The 25250-nt window shown below is 72.2% G+C and carries 26 protein-coding genes; 17 read left to right on the top strand and 9 right to left on the bottom strand.

What is annotated here, in order from left to right:
* Window positions 1-53: 53 nt before the first annotated feature.
* The 4 genes from AC2EAQ_RS15700 to AC2EAQ_RS15685 all read right to left on the bottom strand — a co-directional run bounded on the left by AC2EAQ_RS15700 (window position 54) and on the right by AC2EAQ_RS15685 (window position 4047).
* The gene (locus AC2EAQ_RS15700) at window positions 54-1103 is read right to left on the bottom strand and encodes a GspE/PulE/PilB domain-containing protein (RefSeq protein ID WP_484645286.1); all 1050 of its coding nucleotides are present in this window, start codon (window positions 1101-1103) and stop codon (window positions 54-56) included.
* Between the two features lie 168 nt (window positions 1104-1271).
* The gene (locus tag AC2EAQ_RS15695) at window positions 1272-2576 is read right to left on the bottom strand and encodes a TRAP transporter large permease (RefSeq protein WP_484645285.1); all 1305 of its coding nucleotides are present in this window, start codon (window positions 2574-2576) and stop codon (window positions 1272-1274) included.
* Window positions 2569-3075 (bottom strand): TRAP transporter small permease, encoded by a 507-nt coding sequence (locus AC2EAQ_RS15690; protein ID WP_484645284.1) that lies wholly within the window; start codon window positions 3073-3075, stop codon window positions 2569-2571. Before AC2EAQ_RS15690 ends, AC2EAQ_RS15695 begins: the two co-directional genes overlap by 8 nt.
* A 6-nt stretch (window positions 3076-3081) precedes the next feature.
* On the bottom strand, window positions 3082-4047 hold the full coding sequence (locus AC2EAQ_RS15685) for a TRAP transporter substrate-binding protein (protein WP_484645478.1): 966 nt from the start codon (window positions 4045-4047) through the stop codon (window positions 3082-3084).
* Window positions 4048-4181: 134 nt separating this feature from the next.
* Here AC2EAQ_RS15685 and AC2EAQ_RS15680 point away from each other — a divergent pair, with 134 nt between their 5' ends.
* The 4 genes from AC2EAQ_RS15680 to pcp are packed head-to-tail and all read left to right on the top strand — an operon-like array spanning window position 4182 to window position 9701.
* Window positions 4182-4733, top strand: coding sequence for a winged helix DNA-binding protein (locus tag AC2EAQ_RS15680; RefSeq protein WP_484645283.1), 552 nt, complete (start codon window positions 4182-4184; stop codon window positions 4731-4733).
* Window positions 4730-5395: an aspartate/glutamate racemase family protein gene (locus AC2EAQ_RS15675; RefSeq protein ID WP_484645282.1), complete on the top strand. Its 666-nt coding sequence runs from the start codon at window positions 4730-4732 to the stop codon at window positions 5393-5395. Before AC2EAQ_RS15680 ends, AC2EAQ_RS15675 begins: the two co-directional genes overlap by 4 nt.
* Window positions 5392-9072, top strand: a complete 3681-nt coding sequence (locus AC2EAQ_RS15670; RefSeq protein ID WP_484645281.1) for a hydantoinase B/oxoprolinase family protein — start codon at window positions 5392-5394, stop codon at window positions 9070-9072. Before AC2EAQ_RS15675 ends, AC2EAQ_RS15670 begins: the two co-directional genes overlap by 4 nt.
* Window positions 9069-9701: a pyroglutamyl-peptidase I gene (gene pcp, locus AC2EAQ_RS15665; RefSeq protein WP_484645280.1), complete on the top strand. Its 633-nt coding sequence runs from the start codon at window positions 9069-9071 to the stop codon at window positions 9699-9701. The genes AC2EAQ_RS15670 and pcp overlap by 4 nt, the downstream gene beginning before the upstream one ends.
* A gap of 13 nt (window positions 9702-9714) precedes the next feature.
* Here pcp and AC2EAQ_RS15660 read toward each other — a convergent pair whose 3' ends face one another.
* Both AC2EAQ_RS15660 and AC2EAQ_RS15655 read right to left on the bottom strand, forming a co-directional pair.
* Window positions 9715-9918: an anti-sigma factor family protein gene (locus tag AC2EAQ_RS15660; RefSeq protein ID WP_484645279.1), complete on the bottom strand. Its 204-nt coding sequence runs from the start codon at window positions 9916-9918 to the stop codon at window positions 9715-9717.
* Entirely contained in the window at window positions 9915-10487 is a 573-nt protein-coding gene (locus tag AC2EAQ_RS15655) for a sigma-70 family RNA polymerase sigma factor (RefSeq protein ID WP_484645278.1), read from the bottom strand. The genes AC2EAQ_RS15660 and AC2EAQ_RS15655 overlap by 4 nt, the downstream gene beginning before the upstream one ends.
* Window positions 10488-10629: 142 nt before the next feature.
* On the opposite strand from AC2EAQ_RS15655, the gene AC2EAQ_RS15650 reads away from it, so the two are divergent.
* The 9 genes from AC2EAQ_RS15650 (at window position 10630) to AC2EAQ_RS15610 (ending at window position 18229) form a co-directional block, all read left to right on the top strand.
* Complete coding sequence (locus AC2EAQ_RS15650; protein ID WP_484645277.1) at window positions 10630-10899, top strand: BufA1 family periplasmic bufferin-type metallophore; 270 nt, start codon at window positions 10630-10632, stop codon at window positions 10897-10899.
* A gap of 166 nt (window positions 10900-11065) precedes the next feature.
* The gene (locus tag AC2EAQ_RS15645) at window positions 11066-11923 is read left to right on the top strand and encodes an MbnB/TglH/ChrH family RiPP precursor modification enzyme (RefSeq protein ID WP_484645276.1); all 858 of its coding nucleotides are present in this window, start codon (window positions 11066-11068) and stop codon (window positions 11921-11923) included.
* Complete coding sequence (locus tag AC2EAQ_RS15640; protein ID WP_484645275.1) at window positions 11923-12735, top strand: HvfC/BufC family peptide modification chaperone; 813 nt, start codon at window positions 11923-11925, stop codon at window positions 12733-12735. The genes AC2EAQ_RS15645 and AC2EAQ_RS15640 overlap by 1 nt, the downstream gene beginning before the upstream one ends.
* A gap of 6 nt (window positions 12736-12741) precedes the next feature.
* Window positions 12742-13233, top strand: a complete 492-nt coding sequence (locus AC2EAQ_RS15635) for a DoxX family protein (protein ID WP_484645274.1) — start codon at window positions 12742-12744, stop codon at window positions 13231-13233.
* A 25-nt stretch (window positions 13234-13258) separates the two neighbouring features.
* Window positions 13259-14473 carry an ABC transporter substrate-binding protein gene (locus AC2EAQ_RS15630; RefSeq protein WP_484645273.1) on the top strand — a complete coding sequence of 405 codons (1215 nt, stop codon included), beginning with the start codon at window positions 13259-13261 and terminating at the stop codon, window positions 14471-14473.
* Window positions 14470-16152, top strand: a complete 1683-nt coding sequence (locus AC2EAQ_RS15625; RefSeq protein WP_484645272.1) for an ABC transporter permease — start codon at window positions 14470-14472, stop codon at window positions 16150-16152. Before AC2EAQ_RS15630 ends, AC2EAQ_RS15625 begins: the two co-directional genes overlap by 4 nt.
* Window positions 16142-16807: an ATP-binding cassette domain-containing protein gene (locus AC2EAQ_RS15620; RefSeq protein ID WP_484645271.1), complete on the top strand. Its 666-nt coding sequence runs from the start codon at window positions 16142-16144 to the stop codon at window positions 16805-16807. The genes AC2EAQ_RS15625 and AC2EAQ_RS15620 overlap by 11 nt, the downstream gene beginning before the upstream one ends.
* Entirely contained in the window at window positions 16800-17420 is a 621-nt protein-coding gene (locus AC2EAQ_RS15615) for a CDP-alcohol phosphatidyltransferase family protein (protein WP_484645270.1), read from the top strand. The genes AC2EAQ_RS15620 and AC2EAQ_RS15615 overlap by 8 nt, the downstream gene beginning before the upstream one ends.
* Window positions 17417-18229: a DUF547 domain-containing protein gene (locus tag AC2EAQ_RS15610; protein WP_484645269.1), complete on the top strand. Its 813-nt coding sequence runs from the start codon at window positions 17417-17419 to the stop codon at window positions 18227-18229. Before AC2EAQ_RS15615 ends, AC2EAQ_RS15610 begins: the two co-directional genes overlap by 4 nt.
* Window positions 18230-18342: 113 nt before the next feature.
* Here AC2EAQ_RS15610 and selD read toward each other — a convergent pair whose 3' ends face one another.
* Window positions 18343-19404 (bottom strand): selenide, water dikinase SelD, encoded by a 1062-nt coding sequence (selD, locus tag AC2EAQ_RS15605; RefSeq protein ID WP_484645268.1) that lies wholly within the window; start codon window positions 19402-19404, stop codon window positions 18343-18345.
* On the bottom strand, window positions 19401-20369 hold the full coding sequence (gene senB / locus AC2EAQ_RS15600; RefSeq protein ID WP_484645267.1) for a selenoneine biosynthesis selenosugar synthase SenB: 969 nt from the start codon (window positions 20367-20369) through the stop codon (window positions 19401-19403). Before senB ends, selD begins: the two co-directional genes overlap by 4 nt.
* Before the next feature lie 12 nt (window positions 20370-20381).
* Here senB and senA point away from each other — a divergent pair, with 12 nt between their 5' ends.
* Window positions 20382-21608 carry a selenoneine synthase SenA gene (senA, locus tag AC2EAQ_RS15595; RefSeq protein WP_484645266.1) on the top strand — a complete coding sequence of 409 codons (1227 nt, stop codon included), beginning with the start codon at window positions 20382-20384 and terminating at the stop codon, window positions 21606-21608.
* Window positions 21609-21620: 12 nt separating this feature from the next.
* On the opposite strand, the gene egtD is transcribed toward senA, so the two are convergent.
* On the bottom strand, window positions 21621-22565 hold the full coding sequence (egtD, locus tag AC2EAQ_RS15590) for an L-histidine N(alpha)-methyltransferase (protein ID WP_484645476.1): 945 nt from the start codon (window positions 22563-22565) through the stop codon (window positions 21621-21623).
* A 142-nt stretch (window positions 22566-22707) separates the two neighbouring features.
* Between egtD and AC2EAQ_RS15585 the strand changes: the two genes are divergently transcribed.
* From AC2EAQ_RS15585 to AC2EAQ_RS15575, 3 genes are read left to right on the top strand one after another with little or no spacing between them, the layout of a single operon-like run.
* Window positions 22708-23577: a putative selenate ABC transporter substrate-binding protein gene (locus tag AC2EAQ_RS15585; protein ID WP_484645265.1), complete on the top strand. Its 870-nt coding sequence runs from the start codon at window positions 22708-22710 to the stop codon at window positions 23575-23577.
* Between the two features lie 10 nt (window positions 23578-23587).
* A complete protein-coding gene (locus AC2EAQ_RS15580) occupies window positions 23588-24418 on the top strand; it encodes a phosphonate ABC transporter ATP-binding protein (RefSeq protein WP_484645264.1) in 831 nt (276 codons plus the stop codon).
* A complete protein-coding gene (locus tag AC2EAQ_RS15575; protein ID WP_484645263.1) occupies window positions 24415-25248 on the top strand; it encodes a PhnE/PtxC family ABC transporter permease in 834 nt (277 codons plus the stop codon). The genes AC2EAQ_RS15580 and AC2EAQ_RS15575 overlap by 4 nt, the downstream gene beginning before the upstream one ends.
* Window positions 25249-25250: the final 2 nt, after the last annotated feature.

The raw sequence follows: 25250 nt of genomic DNA, 5'->3' as shown, positions 1-25250 counted from the left end.
TTGGCGGGGCAGAGCGCCGGCCTGGCGGTGCGAAGGGCGCGCCTCGGGCCGGGTCAGAACCGCGTGGGCACGTTGGGCGCCCACATGTCGGTGCCGTGCGAGACCTGGGCCAGCGCAATAGTGAGCTGGCCCCGCGAGGCCAGCACCGGCACCACCGGCCGGCCGGCCAGCGATTCCAGAGCCTTGAGCGCGCTCAGCGACGCCAGTTCGTCCACCGCCACCACGAGACGGTGCGGCTCCAGCAGTACCGGCAGCGCGCGGTGCTCCAGCATCGCGGGCACGCCGATCACGCTGGCGCAGGCGCGGTCCACCGGCAGCAGCGTCAGGTTCACCATTGGGTAGCCCATCTTGTGCGCGAGCGCCGCATTGAGGTCGCCGCGGTCGATCAGGCCCAGGTACACGAGGCGCTCGCCCAGCGGCAGGCCCGGCGGCACGCGCGTGTCGCGCAACGCCTCGTCGAGCGCGTCGCGGCCCACGAGGCCCAATTCCATCAGCGCCTCGCCGAGCGGCACGATGCGCTGGCGGCCCTGCTCGGCCAGCGCGGCCTGCAGGGCCTCGCGGGTGGAGATCCAGTGCCGCGCCGCCTGCTCCTCGGTGGACGCGCCGAACTCGATGCTGTCATACGCGCTGCGCGGCACGAACTGGCGCAGCAGCGTGCCGTCCTGGTCGCCGGGAACGAACAGGAACGTGCCGGCCGGGTGGTCGACATGACCTCGGGTGACACCGATCAGGCTGCCGCCGCCGCTGAGGTTGACGACGAAGCTGCGCAGCTGGGCGTGCGGCGGCACGCGCTCGACCGGCGCGCCGGGCAGCGGTCGGGTCAGCCGCAACGGCGTGGTGAGCGTCAGACGCCGCACCCGCGAAAACGGCAGCAGCACCGGTTCGCCGGCGCGGCTCATGCGAAAGCGCATCTGCGCCGCGTCGGCGTCGAACTGCACCAGGTCGCCGGTGACCGACACGCCGGTGGCGGTGTCCACCCGGCAGGGCTCCGACGCGTCGGGCCGCACGTCGGGCACCTCGCAGGCCACGGGCGGACGCGGCCACTGCCAATCGTAGGTGGCGTCGACAGCGATCGTCGGCAGGGGCAGGTCGAAGTCCGGCATCGGAAGCAAAAGGGGTCACGGGCGCCGGAGTGCGGTGCACCCCGACGTCATGTGACAAAGCGTAAACGCAGCCCCGGCAAAGCGGTGTGACTTGTGCACGCCCGCCCTGCCCGCTGACCTGCTACCCACCCAGCCGGGGGGCCTGTCCCGCCCCGTTTCGCGCCGGCATCAGCGTGCCATCAGCACCTTGGGCAGCACCGTCACGATCGACGGGAACACGGTCACCAGCACGATGGCGCCGGCCATGCACCAGAAGAACGGCATCGTCACCCGCGCGATCCAGCCGATCTCGCGTCCGGTCATGCCCTGCAGCACGAACAGGTTGAAGCCCACCGGCGGCGTGATCTGCGCCATCTCCACCACCAGCACGACAAAGATGCCGAACCACAGCGGGTCGATGCCGGCCTTGACCACCGTGGGCATCACCACGCCGATGGTCAGCACCACCATCGAGATGCCGTCGAGGAAGCAGCCCAGCACGATGTAGAACACCGCCAGCACCAGCAGCAGCTGCCACTGCGACAGGCCCAGCGTGGCGATCCACTCGGCCAGGTGACGCGGCAGGCCGATGTAGCCCATGCTCAGCGTGAGAAAGGCCGCGCCGGCGAGGATCAGCGCGATCATGCAGTACAGCCGCGTGCCGCCGAGCAGCGAGTCGCGGAAGGTCTGCCAGTTCAGCGATCCCTGGGCCGCCGACAGCACCAAGGCTCCCACCACGCCCACCGCCGCCGCCTCGGTGGCGGTGGCGATGCCGGTGTAGATGGAACCGAGCACGGCCACGATCAACAGCACCACCGGGATCAGGTGGCGCGACTCGTGCAGCTTCTGCATCAGGCTCAGCGAGGCGTCGGCCGGCGGCACGAGCTGCGGATGGCGCAGCGCCCACCACACCAGGTAGCCGGAGAACAGGCCGGCCAGCAGCAGGCCCGGCAGCACGCCGGCCATGAACAGCTGCGCGATCGACACCTCGGCCGCCACGCCGTAGACGATCATGATGATCGACGGCGGGATCAGCAGGCCCAGCGTGCCGGCGCCGGCCAGCGAGCCCACGGCGATGTCGTCCGGATAGCCGCGCCGCTTGAGCTCGGGCAGCGTCATCTTGCCGATGGTGGCGCAGGTGGCCGCGCTGGAACCCGACACCGCGGCGAAGATGGTGCAGCCGGCCACGTTGGTGTGCAGGAGCCGCCCCGGCAGGCCCTGCATCCAGGGCGCGAGGCCGCGGAACATGTCGTTGGACAGCCGCGTTCGGAACAGGATCTCGCCCATCCACACGAACAGCGGCAGCGCGGTCAGCGTCCAACTCGACGCCGAGCCCCAGATGGTAACGGCCATCGCGTCGCCGGCCGGCCGCGCGGCGAACAGCTGCATGCCGATCCAGGCCACGCCGGCCAGGGCCAGACCGATCCACACCCCCGAGGCGAGGATGGCGAACAGCGCGATGACCAGCGCCGCGGTGACGACGAGGTCATTCATTGCGCAGCATCTCCGCAGGAGTGGTGCGCGTGCGGCCGCGCAGCTCGCAGACGAACTCGTCCACGAAGGCGATGAACAGGATGACCATGCCCAGGGCCATGCCGATCTGAGGGATCCACAGCGGCGTGGCGTCGTTGCCGGTGGACACGTCGTTGAACGCGTGCGACTGCCAGGCCAGGCGGCAGGCGTAGAACGCCAGCAGCCCCGACAGCAGCACCGCCAGGCCATGGGCCCACAGTTCGAGACCGCGGTGCGCGCGCGGGCCCAGGCGCGACAGCAGCAGCGTCACGCGGATGTGCTCGCCGCGCTTGAGCGTGTGCGCCAGGGCCAGGAAGCCGGCCGCCGCCATGAAGTAGCCGGCATAGGCGTCCGTTCCCTTGACGTGGAAGTGCAGCTCGCGGCCCAGCACCGACAGCAGCACCGCCACCAGCAGCGCGACCATGAACAGGGCCGCCAGCCAGGCGGCCCCGTCGTACAGGGCGTCGAGTACGCGCCGCACGTGCGCCTACTTCAAGAAGGCGTCGACGAGCTGCTTGCCCTCGGGGCCGGCCTTGTCCAGCCACTCCTTGAGCATCGTGTCGCCGACCTTCTTCATGTCGGCCTTGAGCGCGGCGGTCGGTGGCAGGATCTGCATGCCGCCGGCCTTGAGCTTTTCCAGCGTCTCGCCGTTGGCCTTCTGGCTGGCGGCCCAGCCGCGCGTCTCGGCGTCGGCGGCGGCCTTCTGCACCGCGGCCTTGGTGGCGGCGTCGAGCGCGTCGAACGCGGCCTTGTTGACGATGACCGCGTTCTTCGGCAGCCAGGCCTGGGTGTCGTACCAGAACTTCACGTGCTCGTGCAGCTTGGCGTCCCAGCCGGTGGAGCCCGAGCTCATCATGCTCTCGACCACGCCGGTGGCGAAGGCCTGGCTCACCTCGGCGGCCTGCACCGTGACCGGCTGCGCGCCGACCAGTTCGCCGATGCGCGCGGTGGCCGGGCTGTAGGCGCGCCACTTGATGCCCTTGAGGTCGGCGGCGGAGGCCAGCGGCTTCTTCGAGTAGATGCCCTGCGGCGGCCACGGCACCGAGTACAGCAGCATCATGCCCTGCTCGCCGAGCTTCTTCTCGAGCAGCGGCTTCTGCGCGCGGTACAGCTTGGTCGCCTCGGCGTAGCTGTCGGCCAGGAACGGCAGGCCGTCGGCGCCGAACACCTGCCACTCGTTCTGGAAGTTCACCAGCAGCACCTCGCCGGCCTGGGCCTGGCCGCCCTGCACCGCGCGCTTGATCTCGGTCGCCTTGAACAGCGACGCATTGGCGTGCACGGTGATCTTGAGCTTGCCGCCGCTGGCCTTGTCCACGTCCGCCGCGAACTGGGTGATGTTCTCGGTGTGGAAGTTGGTGGCCGGGTAGGCGGTGGCCAGGTCCCACTTGGCCTGGGCCGCGGCGCTGCCGGCGGCGACGAGGCCGGCGGCCGCGAGGGCGAGCGATCGAATCATCGACATGGCGTGCACTCCTGCAGGAAGGTTGTGGAAAAGGGGGTCGGTGAAGGTGCGAGCTTGCAGTCTAGGCAGCACTAAGATAAAACGTCAACGTTTTCTAAACAAAACGTCGACAGATCAGGGAAAGCCCGATGGCCCGCAACACTCCGCCCCGAGCCCCGGCACGTGCCTCCGCCCTTGCAAAGAGCGGGCCCAGCATCGTGTCGTCGTCGCACCTGGTGTCGCCGCGCAGCGCCGAGCTGTCGGAGTTCGAGTTCGGCCTCATCGTGGCCTGGAACGCGTTCTCGCGCTGGGCCGTGCGCTGCATGGCCGCGGCCGGCGTCGGCGACCTGACCATCACCGACGTGCTGCTGCTGCACCACGTGAACCACCGCGCGCGCAACAAGAAGCTGGCCGACATCTGCTTCGTCCTGAACTACGAGGACACGCACGTGGTGGCCTACTCGCTGAAGAAGCTGGTGTCCGCCGGCCTGGTGCGCGCCGACAAGGTGGGCAAGGAAGTGCTGTACAGCCCCACGCCCGCGGGCGAGGAGGCCGTGGCCGCCTACCGCCGCGTGCGCGAGCAGTGCCTCGTGGAAAGCCTGGACACCGAGCTCAACGCCGACATCGGCGAGATGGCGCGCCTGCTGCGCACGATGAGCGGCATGTACGACCAGGCCGCCCGCGCCGCCAGCTCGCTGTGAACCTGTCCGCCGCGAGCCGGCACCTCGGCATCCTCATGCTCGACACCGCGTTCCCCCGTCTGCCCGGCGACGTGGGCCATGCCTCGAGCTGGCGCATGCCGGTGCGCTGGCGCACCGTGACGGGGGCGTCGCCGCAGCGCGTGGTGCGCGAGGCCGACGCGTCGCTGCTGGCGCCCTTCGTCGCCGCGGCGCAGGCCCTGGCAGCGGACGGCGCGGCCGCCCTCACCACCAGCTGCGGCTTCCTGGTGCGCTTCCAGGCCGCGCTGCAGGCCGCGGTGCCGGTGCCGGTGTGGACCTCGGCGCTGCTGGCCCTGCCCGCGCTGCGCCGCCCCGGCGTGCTCACGGTGGACGCGCGAAGCCTCGGCGCCGACGAACTGCGCGCTGCGGGCGCCGACCCCGCCACCCCGGTGCAGGGCCTGGCCGACGGCTGCGCGCTGCAGCGCACGCTGCTGGGCAACCTGCCCGCGCTCGATGCCGCACAGGCCGAGGCCGACACCCTGGCCGCGGCACGGCGCCTGTGCGAGCGACATCCCGGCATCGACGCCGTGGTGCTGGAGTGCACCAACCTGCCGCCCTATGCCGCCGCCGTCGAGCGCGCGACCGGGCGCCCCGTCCACCACCTGATGACGCTCGTGCACGAGCGCTGGAACGCCCTGCCATGACCCACCCCACGCCCGACCGCTGGCAGTTCTGGATCGACCGCGGCGGCACCTTCACCGACGTCGTCGGCCGCGCCCCCGACGGCGCGCTGCACACGCTGAAGCTGCTGAGCGAGAACCCCGAGCAGTACCGCGACGCGGCGGTGGAAGGCATCCGCCGACTGCTCGGCCTGGCGCCCGGGCAGGCCATCACCGCCGACCGGGTGGACTGCGTGAAGATGGGCACCACGGTGGCCACCAATGCGCTGCTCGAACGCAAGGGCGACCGCACGCTGCTGGTCACCACGCAGGGCTTCCGCGACGCGCTGCGCATCGCCTACCAGGCGCGGCCGAAGCTGTTCGAGCGCCACATCGTGCTGCCCGAGCTGCTGTACGAGCGCGTGGTGCAGGCCAGCGAGCGCGTCGGCGCACACGGCGACGTGATCGAGCCGCTGGACGAGATGCACCTGCGCGAGCGCCTGTGGGCGGCGCACGACGCCGGCCTGCGCAGCGTGGCCATCGTGTTCATGCATGGTTACCGCTACCCGGCACACGAGCAGGCCGCGGCGCGCATCGCGCGCGAGGTCGGCTTCACGCAGATCAGCGCGTCGCACGAGGTGAGCCCGCTGATGAAGCTGGTGTCGCGCGGCGACACCACCGTGGTGGACGCCTACCTGTCGCCGATCCTGCGCCGCTACGTCGAGCAGGTGGCGCAGCAGATGCCCGGCGTGCGCCTGTTCTTCATGCAGAGCAGCGGCGGCCTCACCGAGGCGCACCGCTTCCAGGGCAAGGACGCCATCCTCTCCGGCCCGGCCGGCGGCATCGTGGGCATGGTGCGCACCGCGGTGGCAGGCGGTCACCGCAAGGTGATCGGCTTCGACATGGGCGGCACCTCCACCGACGTGAGCCACTTCGCCGGCGAGTTCGAGCGCGCCTTCGAGACCCAGGTGGCCGGCGTGCGCATGCGCGCGCCGATGATGAGCATCCACACCGTGGCCGCGGGCGGCGGCTCGGTGCTGGCCTTCGACGGCGCGCGCCTGCGCGTGGGCCCGCACAGCGCGGGCGCCAACCCCGGCCCGGCCAGCTACCGTCGCGGCGGGCCGCTGGCCACCACCGACGCCAACGTGCTGCTGGGCAAGATCCAGCCGGCATGGTTCCCCCGCGTGTTCGGCCCCGCCGGCGACGAGCCGCTGGACCGCGACGTCGTGGCCGCGAAGTTCGAGGCCCTGGCCGCCAGCGTGCGCGCGGCCACCGGCCGCGCCGCCAGCGCGGAGTCGCTGGCCGAGGGCTTCCTGCAGATCGCGGTGCAGAACATGGCCAACGCGATCAAGCGCATCTCGGTGGCGCGCGGCTACGACGTCACGCAGTACACGCTGCAGTGCTTCGGCGGCGCCGGCGGGCAGCATGCCTGCCTCGTGGCCGACGCGCTGGGCATGCAGCGCGTGTTCGTGCACCCGCTGGCCGGCGTGCTGTCGGCCTACGGCATGGGGCTGGCCGACCAGATCGCGATGCGCGAGGCCAGCGTGGAACTGCCGCTCGACGAAGCCGGCCTGGCCGCCGCGCGTGCCCGCCTCGCGCAACTCGGCGACGACGCAGCGGCGGAACTGGCCAGCCAGGGCGTGGCCGCGGGCGCCGTGCAGCGCCGCGAACGGGTGCACGTGCGCTACCAGGGCACCGACACCGCGCTGGTGGTCGACGCGGCACCGCAGGCGCAGGTGCGCGAGGCGTTCGAGCAGGCCTACCGCCAGCGCTTCGCGTTCCTGATGCCCGACCGCGGTCTCGTGATCGAGGCGGTGTCGGTGGAGGCGGTGGCCGAAGGCGAGCGCCACGACGTGCCGGCCGCCGCGGCCGCGCCCGTGCCGGCGTGGCACCCGGAGCCCGACGCCCGCGTGCGCATGCACGCCGGCCAGTGGCTCGACGCCGGCCTGTACGTGCGTGAATCGCTGCGCGCCGGCGCCACCATCGACGGCCCGGCCATCATCGCCGAGAAGAACGCCACCACGGTGGTGGAACCCGGCTGGCGCGCCGTGCTCACCGCGGCCGGCCCGGTCGAGCTGGCGCGCGTGGCGCCGCGCGCCAGCCAGCACGCCATCGGCACCGACGCCGACCCGGTGATGCTGGAGGTGTTCAACAACCTGTTCATGAACATCGCCGAGCAGATGGGCCTGCGGCTGCAGAACACCGCCTACTCGGTGAACATCAAGGAGCGGCTGGACTTCTCCTGCGCGCTGTTCGACGCCGAGGGCCAGCTCATCGCCAATGCGCCGCACATGCCGGTGCACCTGGGCTCGATGAGCGAGAGCATCCGCACCGTGATCGCGCGCAACCCGGCGATGCAGCCGGGCGACGTGTACGTGCTCAACGACCCGTACCACGGCGGCACGCACCTGCCCGATGTCACCGTGGTGACTCCTGTGTATCTTGACGCCCCCACGCTCCCTGCGGTCGCTGCCCCCCGGGGGGGCGCGTCCCGGACCGGGGAACCCGGATCCGGGACACCGGACGCCCGGCCGAGCTTCTATGTGGCCAGCCGCGGCCACCATGCGGACATCGGCGGCAGCACGCCGGGGTCGATGCCGCCGTTCTCGAAGACCATCGACGAGGAAGGCGTGCTGTTCGACAACTTCCTGCTGGTGCGCGGCGGCACGCTGCGCGAGGCCGAGCTGATGGCGCAGCTGCGCTCGGGCCCGTGGCCGGCGCGCAACCCGTCGCAGACGCTGGCCGACCTGCGCGCGCAGATTGCCGCCAACGAGAAGGGCGTGCAGGAGCTGCAGGCCATGGTGGCGCAGTTCGGCCGCGCCACGGTGGCGGCCTACATGAAGCACGTGCAGGACAACGCCGAGGAATCGGTGCGCCGCGTCATCACGGCGCTGAAGGACGGCTCGTTCACGCTGCCGCTGGACAACGGCGCGAAGATCCGGGTCGAGGTCACGGTGGACGCGGCCGCGCGCAGCGCCACGATCGACTTCACCGGCACGAGCGAACAGCTGCCCAACAACTTCAACGCCCCGAAGGCGGTGACGATGGCGGCGGTGCTGTACGTCTTCCGCACGCTGGTGGACGACGAGATCCCGCTCAACGCCGGCTGCCTGAAGCCGCTGCGCGTGATCGTGCCCGAGGGCTGCATGCTCAACCCCCGCCCGCCCGCCGCCGTGGTGGCCGGCAACGTGGAAACCTCGATGTGCGTCACCAACGCGCTGTACGGCGCGCTCGGCGTCATGGCGGCCAGCCAGTGCACGATGAACAACTTCACCTTCGGCAACGACGCGCACCAGTACTACGAGACCATCTCCGGCGGCTCCGGCGCCGGGCCGGGCTTCGCCGGCACCAGCGTCGTGCAGACCCACATGACCAACTCGCGCCTCACCGACCCCGAGGTGCTGGAGTTCCGCTTCCCGGTGCGGCTGGACAGCTACGAGCTGCGCCGCGACTCGGGCGGCGCGGGGCGCTGGCGCGGCGGCGACGGCGGCGTGCGCCGCGTGCGCTTCCTCGAGCCGATGACCGCGTCGATCCTGTCCAACGGCCGCCATGTGCCAGCCTTCGGCGGCGACGGCGGCCAGCCCGGCGCGCTGGGCGCCAACCGCGTCGAGCGCGCCGACGGCCGCGTCGAGGTGCTCGACCACATCGGTCAGGCCGAGATGGCGCCCGGCGATGTCTTCGTCATCGAAACCCCCGGCGGCGGCGGTTGGGGGGCCGCATGATCCTCGTCACCGGCTTCGAGCCGTTCGGCGGCGAGACGGTCAATCCGTCGGCGCAGGTGGCACAGGCGCTGCATGGGCGCGCGATCGGCGCCGCCGCGGTGGTGGGCGCGGTGCTGCCCTGCGTGTTCGGCGCGGCCAACGACGCGATGGCGGCGCTGCTGGCCGCCCACCGGCCGCGCCTCGTGCTGGCGCTCGGGCAGGCGGCCGGGCGCGGCGCGCTGTCGCTGGAGCGGGTGGCGATCAATGTGGACGACGCGCGCATCCCGGACAACGCGGGCGCGCAACCGGTGGACATGCCGGTGGTGCCCGGCGCGCCGGCCGCGCGCTTCTCGACCCTGCCGGTCAAGGCGATGGTGGCGGCGCTGCGTGAAGCGGGCGTGGCGGCCGAACTGTCCAACACCGCCGGCACCTTCGTCTGCAACCACGTGTTCTACGGCCTGCAGCATGCGCTGCGGCGGCGACGCTCGGCGCGCAGCGGCTTCATGCACCTGCCGCTGCTGCCGGCCCAGGCACGGCGCGGCGAACCCAGCCTGCCGCTGGAGACGATGATCCACGGGGTGGCCCTGGCGCTCGACGTGGCTTGGCGCACGCCGGTGGATCACGCGGTCAGCGAAGGCCGGCTCGACTGAGCCGGGTCGCAGCCTAGTCGCCGCCGCCGTCGCGGTAGCGGCGCCAGCGCGGCATCGCCTGCTGCATCAGCGCCACCTGGCGCTCGAAGCGCGGGCAGCCCTTGCAGATCAGCATGTGCACGCGCACGGCCAGTCGCTCGGCCAGGCCGAGCGCACGGTCCTGGCGCGCCAGCACCAGGGCGGTCACTTCGCGGCAGGTACGGTGGAAAAACCTCATGGCGTCGTTGCGGCATCGGCACGGCGGCCGAACCAGTTGTCCTGCAGGCACGCCTGCAGGCGGAGCCGGGCGCGATGCAGCAGCACCCAGGCGTTGGTCGTGGTGATGCCCAGTTCCTTGCAGATCTCGGCGGTGTCCAGTTCCAGCCACTCGCGCATCATGAAGATGCGCCCCTGCACGCCGGGCAGTTTCTCGACACAGACTTCGAGCACCTCGAAGAACTCGCGCTGGCCCAGCGACGCTTCGGGGTCGCCCCACTCGGCCGGCGCCTCGCGCCAGTGGCCGGTGTCGTTGAACAGCAGCGCGTCGATGTCCTCGTTGTCGTCGTCGGTGGTGGCCGACACCTCGCGCGAGTGGCGGCGGATCTGGTCCACCAGCTTGTGCTTCAGGATGCCCACCAGCCAGGTCTTGAGTTGCGACTGTCCGGCAAAGGCCTGCGGCCGCGCCAGCGCGGCCAGGATCGTCTCCGACACCGCGTCCTCGGCCCAGGCGTCGTTGCGCAACTGGGCATGGGCAAAGCGGATCAGCTGCGGCCGCAGCGCCTGGACAGCGTGGGCGAAGTCGGTCATGGGTGGAAACACCTGGAAGCGCGGCGCAGTGTAAGTTAGCCGCGCCTTGCGCGACCCACGGGGGCTGCGGCATCGAGGCGCCTCCGGTTCGGGGGGCCGGGACCGCAGGTTCGTCCGCAACCCCCCTGATGGAGTTTCCTTCATGAATCACCGACTCGTCGTCTCCTCCGCCATCGCTTCCGTGATGGCGCTCGGCCTGGCCACCCAGGTCGCCGCCCAGGACAAGGGCAAGGAAAAGTGCTACGGCATCGCCAAGGCCGGCCAGAACGACTGCGCCAACCTGTCGGGCACGCACTCGTGCGCCGGCCAGAGCAAGGTCGACAACGACCCGGGCGAGTGGAAGTACGTGGCCAAGGGCACGTGCAAGGACATGAAGGGGATGACGGCGGACGAGGCGAAAAAGAAGAAGTAACTCCCCCCCGTTGCGGCTTCGCCGCTCCCCCCCAGGGGGGCGACGCCTGCGGACCGGCGGAGCCGGATCCGCGGCGTCCGCAGGTGCGCGCCGGCTTCGCGGCGCCTGGCTTCGGCGCACCGTTGCTTCTTTGCCGCTTTGGTTTCTTTCGTACTTCGAGGTTGACTTGATCACTGGCGTCGGTTGGCGGCATGCGCATGAGCGCGATCTGCTGCAGGGGCGGCCGGCGTTGCCGTTCGTCGAGGTGCACTCGGAGAACTTCTTCGCCGAGGGCGGCGCGTCGATGGCGCTGCTGCACGAGGCGCGGTCGGGCTACGACGTGAGCCTTCATGGCGTGGGGCTGGCGCTGGGGTCGGCGGTGGGGCTGGACGACTGGCATCTGGATCGGCTGGCGGCGCTGGTGCGCCGCATCGATCCGGTGCGGGTGTCGGACCACGCCTCTTTCGCGCGGGCCCCGCGCCGCGCCGGGCAGGTGCCGGTGCACGCGAGCGACCTGCTGCCGGTGGCGTTCACGCCGGCCAGCCTCGACATCCTCGCCGCCAACGTGCAGCGCGTGCAGGACCGCCTGGGCCGGCCCATCGGTGTGGAGAACCTGTCGGCCTACCTTGGCTGGGCCGACGACGCCATGCCCGAGGGCGAGTTCTTCGTGGCACTGGCACGCCGCACCGGCTGCTGGCTGCTGCTGGACGTCAACAACCTCGTCGTCAACGCCCTCAATGCCGGCGCGCCCGACCCGGTGCGCGCGGCATGCGACTTCATCGACGTGCTGCCGCCGGCGGCGGTGGGCGAGATCCACCTCGCCGGCTTCAGCCGCGGCGACAACGGCCTGGTGGTGGACGACCACGGCAGTCGCATCCACCCGCCGGTGTGGCAGGCCTATGCGCATGCGATCGCGCGCCTGGGCCCGGTGCCCACGCTGGTGGAGTGGGACACCGCCCTGCCCGCGTTCGACGTGCTGCTGGCCGAAGCCCGCGAAGCCGACCGCGTGGCGCACGCCGCGGGGCTTGCCCGGGAGGCCGCGTGATGGCGACAGCGACCGGCACCGCCCACCGTCGCGAGGCGCTGCGCCAGCAACTGCTGCTGCGAGTGCTCTGGCGCGACGCCGACAGCGGCGTGCTGCAGGGACAGGCGCGGCCCATCGGCGCCCACGGCCTGAAGGCCGGCGTGGCGGCGTATCGCGGCAACGCCGGCGCCCTGGCCGAGCGCGCACTGGCCGGCACGTTTCCCACCCTGGCCGAACTGGTCGGCACCGATGCCTCGGGAGCGCTGGCGCGCGACTTCTGGCGCCATCACCCGCCCGCGCACGGCGATCTGGCCGAGTGGGGCGAAGCGCTGCCCGGCTTCGTCGCCGCCAGCGCGCAGCTGGCCGATGAACCCTGTCTCGCCGATGTGGCCCGGCTCGAATGGCAGGTGCATCGGGCGTCGCGCGCCGCCGATGCGATGGCGCAGCCGCCGGACCTGCAATGCCTGGCCAGGGCCGACCCGTCGCGCCTGCGGCTGCGCCTCGCGCCGGGCACCGCACTCGTGCCCAGCCGCTGGCCGGTGGCCACCATCTGGCTCGCGCATCGCCGGCCGGCGCAGGACGACAACCGATTCGCCGACGTACGCGAGGCGTTCGCCAGCGGCCGCAGCGAGACCGCGCTGGTCTGGCGCAACGGGCCGCGCGTGCACGTCGCGGCCATCGACCGCGCCGACGCCGCCTTCGTGCAGGCGCTGTGCGACCACCTCTGCCTGGCCGACGCGCTCGACGCGGCCGGCGCCGCCTTTGCCTTCGACCGCTGGCTGGCGGACGCCCTCGCGTCCGGCCTGCTGGCGGCGTTCGACCTTCCGGAGTGACCCCCCATGACCAGTCCCCTCGCCTCCCTGTCCGGCGCCGTGCAGCGCGCCATCGCTGCCGTCGAGCAGGCGCAACCGCTGGCCCAGCTGGCGGCCCGCCTGTACGTGGCGCAGGTGTTCTTCGCCTCGGGCCTCACCAAGCTGCGCGACTGGGACACCACGCTCGCGCTGTTCGAGGACGAATACCACGTGCCGCTGCTGCCCATCGAATGGGCCGCCGTGCTGGGCACCGGCGGCGAGCTGGTGCTGCCGGTGCTGCTGGCCCTCGGGCTGGCCGGGCGCTTCGCCGCGGCCGGCCTGTTCGTGGTCAATGCGGTGGCCGTGGTGAGCCTGGCCGAGATCGCCCCCGCGGCGCTGCAGCAGCATCTGCTCTGGGGCAGCCTGCTGCTGGCGCTGGTGCTGTGGGGCCCGGGCCGCTGGGCGCTCGACCGCTTCGTGGCCCCGCGCCTGGGCCTGGCTGCGCCGCCCCCGGGCGCTGGCTACACTCGCGCCGCCTGAGCGCGCCCTGACCCACGGAGTTGTCATGCCTTCGATCCGACGCCGCCGCCTTCTGGCCACCGCCGCCTCGCTGCCCGTGCTGTCCGCCCTGCCGCGCCCTGCTGCCGCGCAGGCGGCTGACTGGGCGCGCATCGAGCAGGCCGCGCGCGGCCAGACCGTGTACTTCAACGCCTGGGCCGGCAGCGAGCGCATCAACGCCTACCTGCAGTGGGCGGCGGCCGAGCTGCAGCAGCGCCACGGCGTGAAGCTCGAGCACGTGAAGATCTCCGACACCGCCGAGGTGGTGCGGCGTGTGCGCGCCGAGAAGGCCGCCGGCCGCAGCAGTGGCGGCACGGCCGACCTGGTGTGGATCAACGGCGAGAACTTCCTCGCCATGAAGCGCGAGGGCCTGCTGTTCGGCCCGTGGAGCGAGGGGCTGCCGTCGTATGCCAAGGTGGACGTGACCGGCAAGCCGACCACGCGGGTGGACTTCTCCGAGCCGGTAGACGGCATGGAAGCGCCCTGGGGCATGGCCCAGCTCACCTTCTATGCCGACCGCAGCCGCGTCGCGCAACCGCCGGGCAGCTGGGCCGAGCTGCTGGACTGGGCGCGCCGCAACCCCGGCCGCTTCACCTACCCCAAGCCGCCGGCCTTCCACGGCACCACGTTCCTGAAGCAGGTGCTGATGGAGACCAGTGCCGACCGCAAGCCGCTGTATGCACCGTGGCGCGCCGACGCGTTCGCGGCCACCACCGCGCCGCTGTGGACGGCGCTGGACGCGCTGCATCCGCACCTGTGGAAGCAGGGCCGCCAGTTCCCCGCCAGCAACGTCGTCATGCGCCAGATGCTGGCCGACGGCGAGCTGTTCATCTCGCTCACCTTCAACCCCAACGAGGTGGCCAACGAGATCGCGTCCAAGTCGCTGCCGGCCAGCGTGGTGAGCTACCAGCACCGCGCCGGCACCATCGGCAACACGCACTTCCTGGCGATCCCGTTCAACACCCGCGCGCGCGAGGCGGCGCAGGTCACCGCCAACTTCCTGCTGTCGCCCGCGGCGCAGGCACGCAAGGCCGACATCAAGGTGTGGGGCGACCCCACCGTGCTCGCGCTGGACAAGCTCGGCCCCGCCGAGCGCGCGCTGTTCGACGCCGGCGCCGCGCCGGGCCAGGTGACGCAGCCCGCGCCCGCGATCCCCGAGCCGCACGGATCGTGGGTCGACCCGATCGAGCGCGAGTGGCAGCGCCGCTACGGCATTTCATGAAGGCTGCAGGGCGCTGGCCGGTGCTGGCGCCGGGGCTGCTGTTCGCGTTGCCGCTGGTGCTGGCGCTGCCGCTGGCAGTGCATCAGGGGGTGTCGCCGGCGGCGTGGGCAGCGCTGGCGGCGGACCCGCAGGGGCCGCGCGCGCTGGCGCTGTCGGTGGGCACGGCGCTGGTGTCCACGCTGGGCGCACTGGCCTTGTCGCTGTGGCTCGTGACGCACCTGCACGGCACGCCCGCCTGGGAGCGGCTGGCGCGCGCGCTCGGGCCGATGTTGTCGCTGCCGCATGCGGCGTTCGCCATCGGCCTGGCGCTGCTGGTGATGCCCGCGGGCGTGCTGGCGCGCCTGCTGGCGCCGCTGCTGCAATGGAGCGCGCCGCCCGACTGGCCCACCGTCAACGACCCGTGGGGCGTGGGCCTGGTGCTGGTGCTGGTGACCAAGGAGACGCCGTTCCTGCTGTGGAGCATCATCGCGCTGCTGGCGCGGCCCGAACTGGCGCTGCAGCTGCGCGGCTGGCTGGCCGCCGGGCGCACGCTCGGCTACGGCACCCGCGCGCTGTGGTGGCGCGTGCTGTGGCCGCTGCTGCTGCCGCGCCTGGCTTGGCCGCTGCTGGCCGTGCTGGCCTATGGCCTGACGGTGGTGGACCTGGCGCTGATCGTCGGCCCCGCATCGCCGCCGACGCTGGCGGTGCTGGCGTGGCAGGCGCTGCTGGACGCCGACCCCGCGCGCAACGCCGAGGGCGCGTCCTGGGCGCTGCTGCTGGCGGCTGTGCTCGCGCTGCTGGTGGCCGGCGGCTGGGCGCTCGCCCGCGCGCTGGCCGGCCCTTGGCGGGCCTGGGCGGTGAACGGCCGGCGCGCGCCGGTGCGCAGCGTCGGCCGGATCGAAGCCCCGGCGCTACGGGCCACGGCCGTACTGGGCCTGCTGATCGCCCTGTACGCCACGGTGGCGGCGCTGATCGTGCTGTCGTCGTGGACGGGCGTGTGGCGCTTTCCGTCGCTGTGGCCGCAGTCGTGGACCGCCGGCGCGTGGGCGCAGGTGGCCGACAGCGCGGGCGCCGTGGGGCTGAGCGCCGCGCTCGGCGTGTTCGCGGCGCTCGCCGCGCTGGCGCTGGTGCTGGCCTGGCTGGAAGCCGCCCCCGCCGCCTGGGACCCGCGTGCGATGCCGCTGGTGCTGGCGCCACTGGTGGTGCCGCCGCTGCTGACGATGGTGGGGCTGTATGCGCTGGCGCTGCCGCTGCGGCTGGACGGCACGCTCGTCGGTCTGGCCTGGGTGCACACGCTGATGGCCCTGCCCTACGTGTTCGTGGCGCTGGCCCCGGCCTGGCGCGCGTTCGACCCGCGCTACGAGACCACCGCGCTGGCCCTGGGCCGCTCGCGCGCGGCGTTCTGGTGGCAGGCCAAGCTGCCGATGCTGGCCGCGCCGGTGGCGGCCGCGCTGGCCGTGGGCTTTGCGGTCAGCGTGGCGCAGTACCTGCCGACGCAGTTCCTCGGCGCCGGTCGGCACGGCACGGTGACCACCGAGGCCGTCACACAGGCCGCCGGCGGGCAGCGCCACACCGCGGCCGCCTTCGCGGTGCTGCAGGCGCTGCTGCCCGCCGTCGGCTTTGCCCTGGCCGCCGCGGTGGGCCGGCGCCAGCGCCGCAGAATCGGGGCCATGCCGGAGCCGGAAGCCCATGGCGCTTGAACTGATCGACGTGACCATTGGCGTGGCCGGTCGCCCGCTGGTGCGCGGCCTGAGCGCGCGCGTCGGGCCCGGCGACGTGCTCGCGCTGATGGGGCCGAGCGGCTCGGGCAAGTCGAGCCTGCTGGCCTGGATCGCCGGCACGCTGGAGCCGCCGTTCGACGCGCGCGGCGGCCTGCGGCTCGACGGCGCGGACATCGGCCACGAGCCGGTGCAGCGGCGCCGCGTCGGTCTGCTGTTCCAGGACGACCTGCTGTTCCCGCACATGACCGTGCGCGAGAACCTGCTGTTTGCGCTGCCCGCCGGCGCGCGCGCCGAACGCGAGGCCGCGGTGGCGGCGGCGCTGGCCGAGGCCGGCCTGCCGGGCCACGAACCGCGCCTGCCGGCCAGCTTGTCCGGTGGCCAGCGCGCGCGCGTGTCGCTGCTGCGCTGCCTGCTGGCGCAGCCGCGCGCGCTGCTGCTGGACGAGCCCTTCTCGCGCCTGGACGCCACGCTGCGCGCGCAGATCCGCGACTTCACCTTCGCCACGCTGCGCGCGCGCGGCGTGCCCACCGTGCTGGTCACGCACGACGCGGCCGACGTGCCGCCGGGTGCGGCCTGCGTGCAGCTCGACGCGCTGTCCGCTCCGCCACCGCCCGCGCAGGCCGGCCATGCTTGACCGCTGGGCCAACGCCGCGCTCCAGCCCGCGCTGCAGGCCGGGGCGCGCACGCTGTCGCGCGCCGGCCTCGGCGCCGACGCGGTGACGCTGGCGGGCTTTGCCATCGGCGTGGCCGGCGCCGCGGCGATCGCGATGCAGGCCTACACCGCCGGCCTGGCGCTGCTGCTGGCCAGCCGCCTGGCCGACGGGCTGGACGGCCCGCTGGCGCGCCTGCACGGCGCCACCGACCGTGGCGCGTTCCTCGACATCACGCTGGACTTCCTGTTCTACGCCAGCGTGCCGCTGGCCTTCGCGATCGCCGATCCCGCCGCCAACGCCCTGCCCGCAGCGGTGCTGCTCGCCGCGTTCATCGGCACGGGGTCGAGCTTCCTGGCCTTCGCGGTGTTTGCCGAGCGGCGCGGCCTGCCGGCGGCCGCAGCGCAGCCGTCCAAGGGGCTGTACTACCTGGGCGGTCTCACCGAGGCCACCGAGACCATCACCTGCTTTGCGCTGATGTGCCTGTGGCCGGCGCAGTTCGCGTGGTGGGCCTATGGGTTCGCCGCGCTGTGCGCGCTGACCATCGCCACGCGGGTGGTGGGCGGCGCCGTGGCCCTGAGGGAGACCCGTTCATGAGACGTCGCCACTTCGTAAACGCGACCGCTGCAGCCTGCCTGCTGCCGGCTGCCACGGTGCGCGCCCAGTCCTTCGACCCGCAGTACGCGGCCTGGGACGCGCTGCTCAGGAAGCATGTGCGCTGGCTGCCCGACAACAAGCAAAGCCGCGTCGACTACGCCGGCTTCGCGCGCGACCGCGCCGCGCTGCAGGGCGTGCTGGCCGGCCTGAGCAGCGTGCCCCGCAGCGACTTCGATCGCTGGGGCAGGGCCGAGCGCATGGCGTTCCTGATCAACGCCTACAACGCGTTCACGGTCGAGCTGGTCCTGACGAAGTACCCGGACCTGAAGTCGATCAAGGACATCGGCTCGCTGCTGCGCAGCCCCTGGAAGCAGGAGTTCTTCACCCTGCTGGGCGCGCGCCGCCACCTGGACTGGATCGAGCACGAGCAGTTGCGCCCGCTGTACGCCGAGCCGCGCGTGCACGCGGCCGTGAACTGCGCGTCGATCGGCTGCCCGGCGCTGCGGCCGGAGGCGTTCACGCCGGCGCGTCTGGAAGCCCAGCTCGAGGACGGCATGCAGCGCTTCCTGGGCGACCGAACGCGTAACCGGGTGCGCAACGGCCGCATCGAGGCCAATGCGATCTTCAAGTGGTTCCGCGAGGACTTCGAGCGAGGACACCAGGGCTTTGCGCGCCTGGAAGACGTGTTCGCGAAGTACGCGGCGCAGATGAGCGACGTGCCGGCCGAGCAGGCGGCGCTGCGGGCACGGGGAATGGCGGTGGAATTCCTGGACTACGACTGGGGGCTCAACGCGGTGGCAGCCCGCTGAGCGGGCATTGGCTGCTCATGGACAGGCTGCCAAGGGGCTGCTCTCTCACCCAGAGCGGCTGTTTGCATGCGAGGCTTCGCGCGAGCCAGGGCCGCCGGGTGGCCGGCACATCGCTACCTCAGCCGCAAGCGCGCCGCCCCCGCCTGCACCTCGCCGATCTCCGCTGCCGCGCCGAAGCCTTCGCGGCGGAAGACATCCATCACCGCCCCCACCGCCTCCGGCGCGCAGGCCACCAGCAGGCCACCGCTGGTCTGCGGGTCGGTCAGCAGGGCCTGGTCCTCGGGGGCGAAGCCTTCGGGCAGGTCCACGTCGGTGCCGTAGCCGGCCCAGTTGCGGCCCGACGCGCCGGTCACGAAGCCGGCCTGCGCCAGCGCACGGGCGCCGTCGATCAGCGGCACGCGTGCCCAGTCGATCGCCACGGAGGCGCCGGCGCCGCGCGCCATCTCCAGCGCGTGGCCAGCCAGGCCGAAGCCGGTGACGTCGGTGAGCGCGTGCACGCCGTCCAGTGCCGACAGATCGATGCCCGGCGTGTTCAGCCGCGTGGTGAAGTCGATCATGCGGGCATAGCCCTCGGCACCGAGCTGCTCCTTCTTGAGCGCGGCGGACAGCACGCCCACACCGAGCGGCTTGCCCAGCACCAGACGGTCGCCCACGCGCGCGTCGGCGTTGCGCTTCACGCGCCTGGGGTGCACCAGGCCCAGGGCTACCAGGCCGTAGATCGCCTCCACCGAGTCGATGGTGTGGCCACCGGCGATGGGGATGCCGGCCGCGCGCGCCACCGTGTTGCCGCCTTCGAGCACGCGGCCGATGGTGGCGGTGGACAGCACGTTGATTGGCATGCCCACCAGCGCCAGCGCCATGATCGGCCGGCCGCCCATGGCGTACACGTCGCTGATGGCATTGGTGGCGGCAATGCGGCCGAAGTCGAACGGGTCGTCGACGATGGGCATGAAGAAGTCGGTGGTCGCGATCAGCGCCTGCTCGTCGTTGAGCTGGTAGACGGCCGCGTCGTCCGCCGTCTCGATGCCCACCAGCAGCTCGGGCGGCACCGGCATCTGGCTGGTGCCGCGCAGGATCTGGGACAGCACGCCCGGGGCGATCTTGCAGCCGCAGCCACCGCCATGCGACAGCGACGTGAGGCGGGGTTCCTGCGGGGGGCGTTCGGGTGCGTTCATCGGGGCTCCTGGAGGATCGACGCGAGCAGCCGCGTCAGGGTCGCACGCTCGCGGGCGGGCTCGAACAGCGCCGCTCGCTGGTCGCATTGGGCGCGCAGTATTTGCAGCATATCCTGCGCCGGAGCGCGGCAGCGTTGCAACAGCACGGCCAGCGCGGCAGCATCGCCCGGGGCGAAGTAGCCCCGATAGTCCTCGCCGAGCAGGCCCACATTGCCTGGAATGCGTGACGCCAGCACCGGGGTGCCGCAGCGCACCGCTTCCATCACGACATGCGCGCCGCCCTCCATCACGCTGGGATGGACCAGCACATGGGCGCGCTGGATGCGGCGCAGCGTGGCCTCGTGGGGCAGGCCGCCGAGCCATCGATAGTTGGTCTGCTCGGCCATCAGACCGCGCGCCTGCGAGGCCAGCCCCTCGTCGAGCGCATCGCCGACGTGGTCGAAGCGGATGTCGTCGCGATTCACCAGCTTGCGCGCCGCGGCGAAGTAGGTCGCCGGGTCCTTCTCGGGGCGCAGGTGGCCCACCATCAGTGCGCGCAGCAGGCGCGGGCTGCGCGCCACGGGTCGGCGTGCGCCACACGACTGGAAGCACACCACGGCCTTGTGGCGGTGCTCGGCCGGTAGGTCGTCCGGCGCGCGCTCGTGCAGCACCACCAGACGGTCGGCCAGCGCCAGCGAGTGCCGGGCCTCGGGGTCGGTGGCGATGTCGCGGTACAGGTCGGTGCCGGTGAGCACCACCACCAGCGGACGCCGCGGCGTCGCAGACGCCCAAGCCTTCACGCTGGCCGCAGAGCGCCGCGCATGCAGCGCCAACAGCACGTCGGCGGGTTCGCCCTGCCAATGCTTTGCGAGCCGCACTTCATAATCGCCCGCGAGCAGCCGGGCCCAGCGGCGCGCGGTCTGCCAGTTGCCGTTGTTGGCGTCGGCCAGCGCCGGCGTGACGATCAGGAGAACCGGTTTGCGCATGTACGGGTGCCGATGGAAGCCGCCCCTGTCGAACTGACTCCGGCGGACCGTGCCCGACAGGGCGGGCGCGCCGTGCTGCAGCAGATGCTGACGACCGTGCGCGACTGTACGCTCGGTCACGCCCGGGCGCTGACGCTGGCCCTCGGCCCGGCGCTGCCGGTGGCCTACCTGCCGGTGGTGAACCCGCCGCTGTGGGAACTGGGCCACGTGGCCTGGTTCGAGGAGTTCTGGCTCGGACGGCACCCGCAGCGCGGGCGCGGTGCGCAGGGCAGCCCCGATACGCCGCGTGCGGCACCCTGGCTGCCGCGTGCCGATGCGCTGTACGACTCCAGCCATGTGGCCCACACCAGGCGCTGGCACCTCGACCTGCCTGACCTGCGTCGCACGCTGGACTACCTGGCCCGCGTGCGCGATCGCACGCTGCGCCTGCTGGAGACGTCGCCCGAGGACGACGACGCGCTGTACTTCTTCCGGCTGGCGCTGATGCACGAGGCGATGCACCACGAGGCCGGTCTGATGATCGCGCAGGAGCTGGCACTGGACGTGCCGGCACCGTGGCCCGGCAAGGTGCATCGCGAGTCGTGCGCGGTGGACGCCGGCGTGCTTCATGCCTCTCACCGAGGCGGCGGCTTCGCGTTCGACAACGAATGCGGCGCGATGACCGTGACGCTGGAGCCTTTCCGGATCGACAGCGCGCCGGTGTCGTGGCGCGACCTGCTGGCCTTCGTCGGCGACGGGGGCTACGACACGCAGACCCTCTGGAGCCCCGAGGGCTGGGCCTGGCGGCTACGGGCGCGGCCGGGCGGCCTGCCGCGGCATCTGGTGCGCGACGGCGCCTTCGACGGCGGGCTCAAGCAGCGTGCATTCGGCCAGTGGCGTGCCGTGGACCCGGACGAGCCTGCCATGCACCTGACGGCGCACGAGGCCCAGGCCTGGTGCCTCTGGGCGGGACGCCGCCTGCCCACCGAGCACGAGTGGGTGTTCGCGAAGCAACAACTGGGGTCGCGCTGGTCCGACGGGCAGGTGTGGGAATGGACCGCATCGGCGTTCGAGCCCTGGCCGGGCTTCGTGGCGCATGCCTACCGGGACTACTCCCAACCCTGGTTCGACGGCCGGCCGGTGCTCAAGGGCGGATCGTTCGCCACCCAGCCCTTCCTGCGCGACGCACGCTATCGCAACTACTTCCAGCCCACGCGCGACGATGTATTCGCCGGCTTCCGAAGCTGCGCCGCCGACTGAGACCCCTGCACGTCAGGCCGCGGCGAACACCGCGAACCACCCCTTCGGATCGGTCCACGACTGCGTGCTGACGTAGCCGGCGCGCCGCAGCAGGGCCGCGAACCCCTCGGGCGTGTACTTGCAGGAGTTCTCGGTATGGATGCGTTCGCCCTCGGCGAAGCGGCGCTCGCCGCCGGGCCAGCGCACCACCAGCGCGCGACGCGCCTGCAGGTGCATCTCCACGCGCTGCCGTTCGGGCTCGAAGAAGGCCACGTGGCGCCAGTCGCGCAGCGCGAAGTCGCTGCCAAGCACCCGGTTCACGTTCGACAGCAGGTTCAGATTGAACGCGGCGGTGATACCCAGCTCGTCGTCATAGGCCGCGTCGAGTAGCGGCTTGTCCTTGACGAGGTCCACCCCGATGAGCAGGTTGCTGCCGGGCGACGCCTCGCGTGCGCGCCGCAGGAAGGCCTCGGCCTCAGCGGGCGTGAAGTTGCCGATCGACGAGCCGGGATAGAACAGCGTGTGCGGCCCGGGGCCCGCTTCCGGCGGCAGCACCAGGGCGCGACTGAAGTCCATCCCCACGCCGACCATGTCCATCACGGGATGCTCGCGCTGCAGGCACGCCAGGGCCTGGCGCAGGAACTCCACCGAGATGTCGACCGCCACGTAGCCCGAGGGCCGCAGCACGGCGAAGAGACGACCGGCCTTGGCGCAGTTGCCGGCGCCCAGGTCCACCAGCGTGCGACCGGTCTGCACGGCATCGGCCATCGCGGCGCCGTGAGCGGCCATGATCGCGGCCTCGGTGCGTGTGGGGTAGTACTCCGGCAGCTCGGTGATGGCGTCGAACAGGCGCGAACCGAGGGCGTCGTAGAAGTACTTCGGCGCGATCGCGGCCGCAGCGCCGAGCAGGCCGGCGGCCAGTTCGGCCCGCGGCTCGCCGACCTGGGCATCGATCTGGATGAACCGGGGTTGGCGGATCGGACTCACGGGTTCGTCACGGTGGCGCTGGGTCGGCGTCGTCAATGTAGCAGCGGCGCCGGCAGAACATTCGCGACTGCGCTGTAATGCCAAGGCCCCGGTCGACGACCCGTTTCGTCCTTCCTCTTGAGGAGCCCGCATCATGATCAGCCTGTCCCCCTCGCGCACCCTGCGCAGCCTTCTCACCATGGCGGTGTTCGCCGTCGGCGCGATATCGGCGCACGCCCAGCAGGTGTTCCGTGTCACCACCATCCCCGAGGAGGCAGCGACGGAGCAGGTGCGCAAGTTCACCCCGATCGCCGCCTACCTGGAGAAGCGGCTGGGCATGAAGGTGGAGTTCACGCCGGTCAGCGACTATCCGGCGGCGGTGGAGTCCCTGGTCAACAAGAAGGTGGACCTGGTCTGGTTCGGCGGCTTCACCTACGTGCAGGCGAAGATCCGCTCCGGCGGCAAGGTGGTCCCGCTGGCGCAGCGCGAGGAGGACACGCGCTTCCAGTCGGTGTTCATCGCCAGGACCGACTCGGGCATCAAGCGGCTCGAGGACTTGCGCGGCAGGCAGATCAGCTTCGGCTCGCAGAGCAGCACCTCGGGGCACCTGATGCCGCGGCACTTCCTGCTGCAGGCCGGGATCGACCCTGAAAAGGATTTCAAGCGCGTGGCCTACAGCGGCGCGCACGACGCGACGATCGCCTCGGTGGTGAGCGGCAAGGTCGAGGCCGCCGCGCTGGACATCACGGTGTGGCGCAAGTTCGTGTCCGAGAACAAGGTGGACACCAAGGCGGTGGACGTGTTCTTCACGACGGCGCCCTACTTCAACTACAACTGGTCGGTGCACGCCGACATGCCGGCGGCGCTGCGCGAGCGCGTGACCCGGGCCCTGCTCGACCTGGACCCGGCCACGCCCGAGGGCAAGGAGATCCTCCTGCTCAACCGGGCCACGCGCTACATCCCAACCCAGCCGGACAACTACAAGGGCATCGAGGCCGCCGGTCGCAGCGCCGGCCTGATCTGAGCCGAAGCGGATGCAGGTCGATCTGCTCGATGTGGCCGCGCGTCACGCTGCGGCGCGCGCGGCCGCCCCCGCTGCACTGGCGGGCGTGAGCCTGCGCGTGCGGCGCGGCGAACAGGTGGCCGTCATCGGCCCGTCCGGGGCCGGCAAGACGACGCTGCTGCACGTGGTGGCGGCCACGCTGCCGCCGCAGGGCGGCATGCTGCGCCTGGACGGGCAGGACCCCTGGGCCCTGCCTCGGCGGGCACTGCAGGTGCTGCGCGGCCGCCTGTTCCTGGCGCCGCAGGTGCCGCCGCTGCCGCCGCGCCAGCGCGTGGTCACCTCGGTGCTTGCGGCGCGGCTGCCGGCCCAGGGGCTGGCCGCCTCGCTGCGCTCGCTGCTCTATCCCGACGACATCGACGGTGCGCATGCGGCCCTGGCCCGGTTCGACCTGGCCGACAAGCTGTTCGAACGCGTCGACCGCCTGTCGGGCGGCGAGCGGCAGCGCGTCGGGCTGTGCCGGGCCCTGCTGGCGCCGGCGTCGCTGTGGCTGATCGACGAGCCGCTGTCCGCGCTCGACCCCACGCGCGCACGCCAGGCCATCGATGTGCTGGTGGCCGAAGCGCGGGCACGTGATGCCACCCTGATCGCCACCCTGCACCAGGTGGACGTGGCCCTGGAGCGCTTCGCCCGCATCGTGGGCCTGCGCGCGGGTCGCGTGGCGTTCGACCTGCCCGCGGCCGACGTGACGAAGGCGATGCTGGCGGATCTGTATGGCCACGAGTACGACCAGCTCGACGCGCCCGTCGCGGTGCCTGCAGTGGGCAGCGACCCTCTGCCCGCCGTGATGATGCATTGCCGATGACCGGGCTGACCACCCCGCCTCCACGGCGCGACCCGGCCTGGACCGGCCGCGTGTTCTGGGCCCTGGCTGCGCTGGTGCTGCTGTGGCCGGCGCTGGTGGCCACGGAGTTCCGCCCCTGGCTGCTGCTCGAATCCGAAAGCCTGAAGCAGACCCGGGCCTTCGCGGCCAGCTTCCTGCCGCCGGTCACCGAGCCCGCGTTCCTGGCCATGGTGGCGCGCGAGACCTGGCGCACCGTGGCCATCGCCACGGCCGGCGTCACGCTGGCGCTGGTGCTGGCCGTGCCCCTGACGCTGGCCTCGACACGGGCCCTGTCGGTGTCGGCGCTTTCCGGCCGGATGGCGCGTGCGCCGTTCGTGCTGCGCCTGGGCCTGCGCTGGCTGCTGATCGTGCTGCGCTCGATCCCCGAGCTGGTGTGGGCGCTGGTGCTGGTGCGCGTGGTCGGCCTGGGCCCCACGGCGGGCGTGCTGGCCATTGCGCTCACCTACGCCGGCATGCTCGGCAAGGTGTACGGCGAGATCCTCGAGTCCGGCGACCCAGCGGCAGCCGAAGCCCTGATGCGCAACGGCGCGGGGCGACTTCAGGCCTTTTTCTATGCCGTGCTGCCGGCCAACGCGGCCGAGCTGGTCAGCTACACCGTCTATCGATGGGAGTGCGCGATCCGCTCGTCGGTGGTGCTCGGCTTTGTCGGTGCGGGAGGCCTGGGTCAGCAGATGGAAATGTCGAGCAAGATGTTCAATGGCGGCGAGGTCGCGACCATGCTGCTGGTGTTCGTCGCGCTGGTCGCGCTGGCCGACCGGGTCAGCGCCTATCTGCGCCGGTCTCTGGGATGAGC

The organism is Aquabacterium sp. T101, from assembly GCF_057219775.1.
This window is presented reverse-complemented; position numbering and strand designations above follow the sequence as displayed.